General features: G+C 61.0%; 9 protein-coding genes. 6 read left to right on the top strand and 3 right to left on the bottom strand.

Translation table 11 applies throughout. From position 1 onward, the window contains the following. Nucleotides 1-767: 767 nt before the first annotated feature. Nucleotides 768-1,760 carry an inositol 2-dehydrogenase gene (iolG, locus tag A7X77_RS19460; RefSeq protein WP_064684466.1) on the bottom strand — a complete coding sequence of 331 codons (993 nt, stop codon included), beginning with the start codon at nt 1,758-1,760 and terminating at the stop codon, nt 768-770. Between the two features lie 197 nt (nt 1,761-1,957). Here iolG and A7X77_RS19455 point away from each other — a divergent pair, with 197 nt between their 5' ends. Then, the gene (locus A7X77_RS19455; RefSeq protein ID WP_064684491.1) at nt 1,958-2,239 is read left to right on the top strand and encodes a hypothetical protein; all 282 of its coding nucleotides are present in this window, start codon (nt 1,958-1,960) and stop codon (nt 2,237-2,239) included. 6 nt (nt 2,240-2,245) lie between these two features. Here A7X77_RS19455 and A7X77_RS19450 read toward each other — a convergent pair whose 3' ends face one another. Further along, the gene (locus A7X77_RS19450; protein ID WP_064684465.1) at nt 2,246-2,713 is read right to left on the bottom strand and encodes a hypothetical protein; all 468 of its coding nucleotides are present in this window, start codon (nt 2,711-2,713) and stop codon (nt 2,246-2,248) included. Between the two features lie 149 nt (nt 2,714-2,862). Then, nucleotides 2,863-3,867, bottom strand: a complete 1,005-nt coding sequence (locus A7X77_RS19445; RefSeq protein ID WP_064684464.1) for a LysR family transcriptional regulator — start codon at nt 3,865-3,867, stop codon at nt 2,863-2,865. Between the two features lie 271 nt (nt 3,868-4,138). Between A7X77_RS19445 and chvE the strand changes: the two genes are divergently transcribed. The 5 genes from chvE (at nt 4,139) to A7X77_RS19420 (ending at nt 10,657) form a co-directional block, all read left to right on the top strand. After that, nucleotides 4,139-5,203 (top strand): multiple monosaccharide ABC transporter substrate-binding protein, encoded by a 1,065-nt coding sequence (chvE, locus tag A7X77_RS19440; protein ID WP_064684463.1) that lies wholly within the window; start codon nt 4,139-4,141, stop codon nt 5,201-5,203. A gap of 98 nt (nt 5,204-5,301) precedes the next feature. Next, nucleotides 5,302-6,840, top strand: coding sequence for a multiple monosaccharide ABC transporter ATP-binding protein (gene mmsA / locus A7X77_RS19435; RefSeq protein WP_064684462.1), 1,539 nt, complete (start codon nt 5,302-5,304; stop codon nt 6,838-6,840). After that, the gene (mmsB, locus tag A7X77_RS19430) at nt 6,837-8,042 is read left to right on the top strand and encodes a multiple monosaccharide ABC transporter permease (RefSeq protein ID WP_064684461.1); all 1,206 of its coding nucleotides are present in this window, start codon (nt 6,837-6,839) and stop codon (nt 8,040-8,042) included. The genes mmsA and mmsB overlap by 4 nt, the downstream gene beginning before the upstream one ends. Nucleotides 8,043-8,159: 117 nt before the next feature. After that, complete coding sequence (gene araD1 / locus A7X77_RS19425) at nt 8,160-9,155, top strand: AraD1 family protein (protein ID WP_064684490.1); 996 nt, start codon at nt 8,160-8,162, stop codon at nt 9,153-9,155. Nucleotides 9,156-9,223: 68 nt separating this feature from the next. Continuing rightward, on the top strand, nt 9,224-10,657 hold the full coding sequence (locus tag A7X77_RS19420) for an aldehyde dehydrogenase family protein (RefSeq protein WP_064684460.1): 1,434 nt from the start codon (nt 9,224-9,226) through the stop codon (nt 10,655-10,657). The last annotated feature ends 41 nt before the right edge of the window (nt 10,658-10,698 follow it).

Raw genomic sequence — 10,698 nt, 5'->3', positions numbered from 1 at the left:
CTGGTGCGCGCCAATCTCATGCACCGCCGCAGGATCGACCGCCTGCTGCAACCCACCGCCACTCCGCCACACCATCTCCACCAGATGAGCCTCCAATGGTGACGAATTTAAACCGGACAGCAGTGGCTCAAGGCCTGGAATGACGGAGGTTGGGGATGTGTTGCCGCCAAACGAGCCGTCGACGTTTCGGACGGCGGGCGGTGCTTCCGGTGCCCGTTATAGCGGCGCCTTCGACCAGGAACCGAGAGGCATCACCCGTGCAAACCCAACCCCCACCCTCCGTCATTCCAGGCCTTGGGCCTGGATTCCACGGCCCCACCTCCGTCCTGCTCGGCCTTGAGTCGAGCATCCACACCGCATTCTCCCGCGACAATGGGCAGGTCAGGTCTCCCCTTGCTCCCTCATTCCTGTGCTTGTCATAGGAATCCAGCGCACCCAAGTCCTTGGGCGGGAGACCCTCTTCAAGGCGAAAAGGTTCGTTCACCGCGCCGACGCGCGGTGACTGGATTCCAGGCTCAAGGCCTGGAATGACGGAGGTTGGGGGTGTGTTGCCGCCAAACGAGCCGTCGAGTTTTCGGACGGCGGTTGCTGCCCGGTGCCCGTTATAGCGCTGGCTTCGACCCGGCACTGGGAAGCCTCATCCGCTGCGCCGACGCCGAGTCTGGCGCAAACGCATCCCTCACCCTCCGTTCTGCACAGTCCAAACGCAAAACGGCCGGGCGTATGCCCGGCCATCTCATGCATGACTGGCGGTCGGGAGAGGGCCGTCAGCCAACCTTGATCAGCTTGCCTTCCTTGACCGACTGCACCGCCGCATCGGCGAGCGCCAGTGCGGCCAGGCCGTCGGCGCCGGAGGGCGAGATCTTCGTGCCCTTTTCGATCGCGGCGATGAAGGCGGCGATCTCGTTGGCGTAGGCTTCGGTGTAGCGGGTCATGAAGAAATCATGCAGCGGCGGGCGGGTGTAGCCGTCGCCGTTCGCCACCTCGATCGAGACCGGGCGCTGGTTTTCAGCCGCCGCCATGCCCTTGGCGCCGTGCACTTCGATGCGCTGGTCGTAGCCATAGGTGGCGCGGCGGGAGTTGGAGATGACGGCCTGTTTGCCGGAGGCGGTCTGCAGGATCACCGAGACGCTGTCATAGTCGCCGGCCTCGCCGATTGCCTTGTCGACGAGCACGGCGGCAGTCGCCAGCACGGAGACCGGCTCTTCGCCGAGCAGGAAGCGGGCCATGTCGAAATCATGGATCGTCATGTCGCGGAAGATGCCGCCCGACCGCTTGATATAGTCGACCGGCGGAGCGCCGGGATCGCGCGAGGTAATCGTCACCATTTCGACATCGCCGATCTTGCCATCGTCGATGACCTTGCGAACCGCCATGAAATGCGGGTCGAAGCGGCGGTTGAAGCCGACCATCAGCTTGGTGCCGGTCTCTTCCACCACCTTGATGCAGGCCTTGACGCGGGCGACATCGAGATCGATCGGCTTTTCGCAGAAAATCGCCTTGCCGGCGCGGGCGAAACGTTCGATCAGGTCGGCATGGGTGTCCGTCGGTGTGCAGATGACGACGGCGTCGATATCTTTAGCGGCCTCGATCGCCTCGATGGTGCGGACCTCGCAGCCATAGGCCGAAGCGATGGCTTCGGCCGCCTGCGGAAAGGCATCCGCCACCGCAACCAGCGTCGCATTGGCGTCGCCGCTGACGGCCTTGGCGTGAACCTTGCCGATGCGGCCGGCGCCGAGAAGACCGAACCTCACTGTCATTTTAACCTCCCTTGAATTCGGAACAAATAAACCGAATTACTGAAAAACTGGAATTTTCATTCCATCTTCTCTGCGTCGCGTCAAGCCCGCGGCTCTTTCACATTTGCAAGATTCGAACTAAAGACAAGCGCGGCACAGGCCGTGGGCCGTGCGGCGCATGCCGGGGCATGCGTGACATATCCGACCGCGGGGCACAGATGCAACTGATCGATCCGAACCATCCGGCATACCGGCGCCTCTGGGTGCGGATTGCCATCGTTGCCGTCTGCTTCGGCTGGGCCACGGTCGAGATCATCGGCGGCGATCCCTTCTGGGCCGTCATCTCGGCCGGGGCGGGCGCCTATGCGTATTATATGCTGTTCTGGAGCTTCAATCCGCAGCCGGCCGCCGCGCCGGCCGCCGAATCCGACGCCGATGACGACGAAGAGGACGCGGAGCCAGCCGCGGAAAAGCCGTCGAGGGACGGGCAGGCAGACTAAGATTGGTCAGCGGCCGATTCGCCGCAGCGCCTTGTCGATCAGGAGATTGGCCAGCATCATCCGCTTCGTCGCATTGTCGCGAAAGGGCGGGGCGACGCCGTCGGGGTGATTGGCCCGGGCGAAGGCGCGGCGCTTTTCACCGAGCGTCAGCGGCGTATCGGCCGCCGAGATCGCCAGTTCGGCGGCAACTTCCTGCGGCGTCGTGCGGGTCAGATGCTCCGGCATGACGGGCTCGGGGTCCGGCCCAGGCTCCGGTTTCTCCGGGCCGGCGGTGTCGAGATCGAGATTGTCGAAATAAGCCTCCCCGACCCGCTGCGAGGCGGCGGAGACACCCTGCATCACATCGAAGGCAAGCCCGGTGCCGAGGCCGGAGACGCGATGGGCGGCCGGCGATTCGGCCTCATCTTCGGCTGTCTCGCCCTCTGCCTTCAGTCGCTCGAGGACTGATTGAAATATCGACTGTCCGAACAGCATCCCGCTTCCTCAAGAGCATTTCCGTCTTCGAGCGACGGACGTGCTCTATTTTTTTCACGCAATTTCCGGACGCAAAAACCGCTAGGCACTTTGCCGGTATTGTTCCGCCGCGCATTAAAGGTGCAGAAGATGGCGCAGGGCTTGCGGGCTTAGCCCACCTGCTTCCGGCTTTCCTCGAGGATGATGTCGTAGAGCAGCCTTGCGCTCGGCGGCAGCGCCCTTTCGCTCGCCGCGATCAGGCTGTAAGGCTTGACGTTGATGTCGAAATCGATCGGCAGCACGCGCACGTCGGAGGCCTTGGCGCCCTGGCTGGCGAGGAAATGGGCGACGTCGACGGCGACGGGGGCGATCGCATCGGTTTCGCAGACGATGGCGCAGGTCAGCAGCAGCGAGGAGGTGTTGACGATGTTTTCCGGCAGCGCCACGCCGCGCGCCAGGAAAATGTCCTCGATCGTCCGGCGTAAGAGCGTGCCCGGTGGCTGGAACACCCAGTCGTAATCCCTGACATCGGCAAGGCTGCTCACCTTGTGCTTTAAAAGCGGATGGCTCTTACGCACGATCAGGCAGGCGCGCTCGATGCCGATCTCCTTGACCTCGAACAGGCGCGGATTGAGATCGTCGGGAATGCGGCCGATGATGAAGTCGTGGCGGGCGGCGAGCAGCTCGCGGGCGAGCACGTTGCTGGTCTCCACCTGGATGTTGATCTCGATGCCGGGATAGGCCTTGCGCACCCTGTTGATCGCCGGCACGACAAGCCTCATGGCCGGCGCCGTCACCGCGCCGATGAAGACCGAGCCGCCCTTGCCGCTCTTCAATTCGCCGATCTCGCGGCTCGCTTCGCGCAGCTCCAGCAGGATCTTCCTGGCACGTCTGGCAAGGGCCGCGCCGAAGGTCGTCAGCACCACGCCGCGGGCCACACGCTCATAGAGCTGAGTCTTGGTGATCGATTCCATTTCGGACAGCATGCGCGATGCGGCGGGCTGCGAAATGTTGAGGACTTCCGCAGCTGCGGAAATCTGTCCGCTATCTTCGATTGCGACTATCATGCGCAGGTGATTCAGCTTAAGTCCTGCCCGTAGAAGGCTGTCGTCGCCGAAACTGTCGCTGTGGATATCGACGTGATCCATGGAAATGGGCTCTGAAACGATCGTCATGGTTGCAGCCTCCCCACTGCGCTCCATCAAAAGTAATACTTTTTAACGATATACCAAAATTGTTATGCACATTACCACTTATTCTATTTGACAGTTATAGGAATCCATACCAGTTTGCCGCCGTGTGCTGGTTGGCACTCAACACGTGTGAGATCGTGGAGGAGACCTACTTCGTTTCTCACCATCTGAAGTAACTATCCAATACGGAACCTGCCACAGTTTCGGGGCGGGCGATTTTTCGTCCGCTACTCTATTAACAAGGGAGAGAGAAATGAAATCCATTATCTCATTGATGGCTGCGGCTGCCTTCGGCGTCGCTTCGTTCGTTATGCCTGCTATGGCGCAGGACAAGGGGCTCGTCGGCATCGCGATGCCGACGAAGTCCTCCGCTCGCTGGATCGACGACGGCAACAACATCGTCAAGCAGCTTGAGGCCGCCGGCTACAAGACCGACCTGCAGTATGCTGACGACGATATTCCGAACCAGCTGTCGCAGATCGAAAACATGGTCACCAAGGGTGCCAAGGTTCTCGTCATCGCTTCGATCGACGGTACGACGCTTTCCGACGTTCTCCAGAAGGCTCACGACGCCGGCATCAAGGTCATCGCTTATGACCGCCTGATCCGCGACTCGGCCAACGTCGACTACTACGCCACCTTCGACAACTTCCAGGTCGGCGTTCTCCAGGCGACCTCCATCGTTGACGCCCTCGGCCTCAAGGATGGCAAGGGCCCGTTCAACATCGAACTCTTCGGCGGTTCGCCGGACGACAACAACGCCTTCTTCTTCTATGATGGCGCGATGTCCGTTCTGCAGCCCTACATCGACTCCGGCAAGCTTGTCGTGAAGTCCGGCCAGACCGGCATGGACAAGGTCGGCACCCTGCGTTGGGATGCGGCAACGGCCCAGGCCCGCATGGACAACCTGCTCTCGGCCAACTACACCGACGCCAAGGTCGACGCCGTCCTGTCTCCCTATGACGGCCTCTCGATCGGCATCATCTCCTCGCTGAAGGGCGTCGGCTACGGTTCCGCTGACCAGCCGCTTCCGGTCGTTTCCGGCCAGGACGCTGAAGTCCCGTCGGTCAAGTCGATCATCGCTGGCGAACAGCACTCGACGGTCTTCAAGGACACCCGCGAACTCGCCAAGGTCACTGTTGCCATGGTCGATGCCGTCATGTCCGGCAAGGAGCCTGAGGTCAACGACACCAAGACCTACGACAACGGCGTCAAGGTCGTTCCGTCCTACCTGCTGAAGCCGGTTGCCGTCGACAAGACCAACTACAAGCAGATCCTCGTCGACGGCGGTTACTACACCGAAGACCAGCTGAAGTAAGTTAAACAGGAGGCCGGAGCCCGAGTGCTTGCGGGTTCCGGCCTTCGATTTTATGATCGCCCCAGCTGTTTCAAGCTGCCGGCGCTGGAACTTTGACTATGGATAACACCATCCTAGAAATGCGGAGCATCACCAAGACGTTCCCGGGCGTCAAGGCGCTGGAGAACGTGAACCTCAAGGTTCGCAAGGGTGAAATTCACGCATTGGTAGGCGAAAACGGGGCCGGCAAATCGACCCTGATGAAAGTGCTCTCAGGCGTCTATCCCACAGGCAGCTATGACGGCGAAATCGTCTATGAAGGCGAGACGCGCCATTTCAGAGTGCTGAAGGACTCTGAAGAAATCGGCATCGTCATCATTCACCAGGAACTGGCGCTCGTGCCATTGCTGTCGATCGGCGAAAACATCTTCCTCGGCAACGAGAATGCCAAGAGCGGCGTGATCAGCTGGGAAGAGACGTATAACCGCACGAAGCAGCTGCTCCAGAAAGTCGGCCTGCGCGAATCCCCGAATACGCTGGTGACCGATATCGGCGTCGGCAAGCAGCAGCTCGTCGAAATCGCCAAGGCGCTGTCGAAGAGCGTGAAGCTGCTCATCCTCGACGAGCCCACAGCCTCGCTGAACGAGAAGGACTCCGATGCGCTGCTCAATCTTTTGATCGAGTTCCGCAATCAGGGCATCACCTCGATCATCATTTCCCACAAGCTGAACGAGATCCGCAAGGTCGCCGACCAGATCACGGTGCTGCGCGATGGCATGACCGTCAAGACGCTCGACTGTCACGCGGACGAGATCAGCGAAGACATCATCATCAAGAACATGGTGGGCCGCGACCTCGCCGACCGCTATCCGCCGCGCTCGGTGCCGATCGGCGAGACGATCTTCGAAGTCAAGAACTGGAATGCCTATCACCAGCATCACCGCGATCGCCAAGTGCTGCATGACATCAATGTCAATGTCCGCAAGGGCGAGGTCGTCGGTATCGCCGGTCTGATGGGTGCGGGCCGCACCGAATTCGCCATGAGCGTCTTCGGCAAGTCCTACGGGCACAAGATCAGCGGCGAGGTCTTCGTCGATGGCAAGCCGGTCGACGTCAGCACCGTGCGCAAGGCGATCGATGCGGGTCTTGCCTATGTCACCGAGGACCGCAAACAGCTCGGCCTCGTGCTCAATGACACGATCCTGCACAATACGACGCTCGCCAACCTCGAAGGGATTTCGAAGAACAGCGTCATCGACGACATTAAGGAGATGAAGGTCGCGACCGATTTCCGGTCTAAGCTGCGCATTCGCTCGCACGGCATCTTCCAGGAAACGGTCAATCTTTCCGGCGGCAACCAGCAAAAGGTCGTGCTGTCGAAGTGGCTGTTCTCCGATCCCGAGATTTTGATCCTAGACGAGCCCACGCGCGGCATCGACGTTGGCGCAAAGTACGAGATTTATACTATCATCAACCAGCTTGCCGCCGATGGGAAAGGCGTTCTGATGATCTCATCGGAAATGCCCGAACTGCTTGGCACTTGTGACCGCATCTACGTGATGAACGAAGGACGCATCGTCGCCGAACTGCCGAAGGGAGAAGCAAGCCAGGAAACCATCATGCGCGCTATCATGCGCTCAGGGGAGAAGAAACAATGACTCCGGTCAACCCGACAACCGAGGAAAGCAACGTCGTTTCCGTTGCCGACTACATCCGCGGCAACATTCGTGAATACGGCATGCTCATCGCGCTCGTCGCGATCATGGTATTCTTCCAGTTCTACACCGGCGGTATTCTCTTCAAGCCGGTCAACCTGACGAACCTCGTCCTGCAGAATTCCTTCATCGTCATCATGGCGCTCGGCATGCTGCTCGTCATCGTGGCTGGGCATATTGACCTGTCGGTCGGTTCTATCGTCGCCTTCGTCGGCGCGCTCGCGGCAATCTTCACCGTGACATGGGGCATGAATTTCTGGGTCGCCGGCCTGATTTGTCTGATCGTCGGCGGCATTATCGGCGCTGCGCAGGGCTATTTCATCGCCTATCACCGCATCCCGTCCTTCATCGTGACGCTCGCTGGCATGCTGATCTTCCGCGGCCTGACGCTGACGGTGCTGGCCGGCAAGAACATCGGCCCGTTCCCGAAGGAATTCCAGGTCATCAGCACCGGCTTCCTGCCGGGCGACATGATCGACATCTTCGGCACGCCCGTCCAGTCGACCTCGCTGATCCTGACCGTCATCCTGCCGGTCATCCTCTTCTACCTCGCCTGGCGCCGCCGCAAGGTGAACGAAAGCCATGGCATCGATGTCGAGCCGCTGGGCTTCTTCATTGGCCAGAACCTGGTCGTTTCGGGCGCCATTTGGTGGCTCGGCTATCAATTGTCCAGCTACAGGGGCCTGCCGAACGTTCTCGTCGTCATGCTGGTGCTGATCGCGATCTACGCCTTCGTCACCAAGCGCACGACGGTCGGCCGGCGCATCTACGCCATGGGCGGCAATGAAAAGGCGACCAAGCTTTCGGGCATTAACACGCAGCGCCTCAGCTTCTACACCTTCGTCAACATGGGCGTGCTCGCAGGTCTTGCCGGCATGATCGTCGCGCTCCGCCTGAACTCGGCAACGCCGAAGGCCGGCGTTGGCTTCGAGCTTGACGTGATCGCGGCGTGCTTCATCGGCGGCGCTTCGGCGTCCGGCGGCGTCGGCAAGATCACCGGCGCAGTCATCGGTGCTTTCATCATGGGCGTCATGAACAACGGCATGTCGATCGTCGGCCTCGGCATCGACTTCCAGCAGATGGTCAAGGGTGCGGTGCTTCTCGCAGCTGTGTTCTTCGACGTTTACAACAAGAACAAGGGCTGAGCGCCGACAGGCGCCAGCCCCGGCATTCGCAGTCGTATGAAAGATGGATTCCGGCTCCTGATGGGGCCGGACAGGCGGAGCTTTTCTGTCTTCGCGGAAACGAGAAGGATCAAAGTCGTGCTTATTTCCCAGATCAAGGGTGCCAACGGAGAGATCGTCGTCGCCGTGCGCGAGCAGGGCGGCGCTGCGAGATCGGTCAACAACGCCGGCAGCGTCTATCAGCTGGCGATGGAAGCCGCCGACGGCGGCAAGTCGCTGGCCGCGGTCATCGAGGCGCATGGCTTCGGCGAAACCGTCGATCTCGAGAAAGCCTATGCGGAAGGCCGCTTCCTGCCGCCGATCACCCATCCGGACGCCGCCCATCTGCATCTGACCGGCACCGGCCTTACCCATCTCGGCTCCGCCGCCACCCGCGATTCGATGCACAAGAAGACCACCGAGGCGGCCGAGGAAACGCTGACCGACTCGATGAAGATGTTCAAGATGGGCCTCGAGAACGGCAAGCCGAAAGCCGGCGAAAAGGGAGTGCAGCCCGAATGGTTCTATAAGGGCAACGGCCATGGCGCGGCGGCCCCCGGCGCGCCGCTCGTCTCGCCCTCCTTCGCGCTCGACGGCGGCGAAGAGCCGGAAATGGCCGGCATCTACGTCATCGCCAAGGACGGCACGCCGTTCCGCATTGGCTTTGCGCTGTCGAACGAATTTTCCGACCACGTCACCGAGCGGATCAACTATCTCTTCCTTGCCCATTCGAAGCTGCGCCCGGCAAGCTTCGGCCCTGAGATCCGCATTGGCGCAGCACCGGAAGATATTCGCGGCACGTCGCGCATCAAGCGCGGCGACAAGGTGATCTTCGAAAAGCCCTTCCTTTCGGGCGAGGCGAATATGTCGCACACGTTCGCCAATCTGGAATATCACCATTTCAAATATGGCCTCTTCCGGGTTCCGGGAGATGTTCATGTCCATATGTTCGGCACGGCGACACTTTCCTTTGCCGACGGCATCAAGACGGAAGAGGGCGACCTCTTCGAGATCGAAGTCGCCGAGTTCGGCCTGCCGCTCAGGAATCCGCTGAAGGTAGCGGCCGAAGAAGAGATTTCCGTCAAGCAGCTCTGATTTTCGAGGCTGGGCTGCGTCCGCAGCCGGGCCGTGTTTGTAAACGGTAAAGGAGGCTTGTTGAGCCCATGACCATTTATCAAAACCTGATCGCCGGCGAATGGGTCGGCACGAACGCGACGAAGAACATCAACCCGTCGGACACCAACGAAATCGTCGGTCTCTATGCCGACGGCAGCGCCGAAGACACCAAGAACGCCATCGCCGCTGCCAAGGCCGCCTTTCCGGCCTGGTCGCGCTCGGGCATCTGGGAACGCCATGTCATCCTGAAGAAGACGGGCGACGAGATCATGGCGCGCAAGGACGAGCTCGGCGCGCTGCTCGCCCGCGAAGAAGGCAAGACCCTGCCGGAAGCCACCGGCGAAGTCATCCGCGCCTCGCAGATCTTCGAATTCTTCGCAGGCGAAGCCTTGCGGCTTGCCGGCGAGGTCATCCCGTCGGTGCGCCCGAACATCGGCGTCGAGATCACCCGCGAGGCGCTCGGCGTCATCGGCATCATCACGCCGTGGAATTTTCCGATCGCTATCCCCGCCTGGAAGATCGCCCCGGCGCTTTGCTATGGCAACACCATCGTCTTCAAGCCGGCCGAATTGGTGCCGGCCTGCTCTTGGGCGATCGTCGACATCCTCAACCGGGCAGGTCTGCCGAAGGGCGTGTTGAACCTCGTCATGGGCAAGGGCTCGGTCGTCGGCCAGGCGATGCTGGAAAGCCCTGATGTTGCCGGCATCACCTTTACCGGTTCAACCGGCACCGGCCGGCGCGTCGCCGCTGCCTCGATCGAGCATAACCGCAAGTTCCAGCTCGAAATGGGCGGCAAGAACCCGATGGTCGTGCTCGACGACGCCGATCTCTCGGTCGCCGTCGAAGCCGCCGCCAATTCCGGCTTCTTTTCGACCGGCCAGCGCTGCACCGCATCCTCGCGCCTGATCGTCACCGAAGGCATCCACGACAAATTCGTCGCCGCACTGACCGACAAGCTGAAGACGCTGGTCGTCGACAACGCGCTGAAGGCCGGCACTCATATCGGCCCTGTTGTCGACGAGCGGCAGCTGAAGACCGATACCGACTATATCGAGATCGGCAAAAAGGAAGGCGCCAAGCTCGCCTTCGGCGGCGAGGTCATTTCCCGCGAGACGCCCGGCTTCTACCTGCAGCCGACGCTGTTTACCGAAGCGACCAACCAGATGCGGATTTCGCGCGAAGAGATCTTCGGGCCCGTCGTCTCGGTCATCAGGGTCAAGGATTACGACGAGGCGCTGGCGACCGCCAACGACACGCCGTTTGGCCTTTCGGCCGGTATCGCCACGACCAGCCTGAAGCATGCGACGCATTTCAAGCGCAATGCCGAGGCCGGCATGGTCATGGTCAACCTGCCGACCGCGGGCGTCGACTTCCATGTGCCGTTCGGCGGCCGCAAGGGTTCGTCCTATGGTCCGCGCGAGCAGGGCAAGTATGCGAGCGAATTCTTTACCGTGGTCAAGACCGCCTACACGCTGGCTTGAGACATATCCGATGACCCGGGCCGTACGAGGCGGCCCGGCAA

This window comes from Rhizobium bangladeshense, from assembly GCF_001662075.1.
GTDB lineage: Bacteria > Pseudomonadota > Alphaproteobacteria > Rhizobiales > Rhizobiaceae > Rhizobium > Rhizobium bangladeshense_B.
This window is presented reverse-complemented; position numbering and strand designations above follow the sequence as displayed.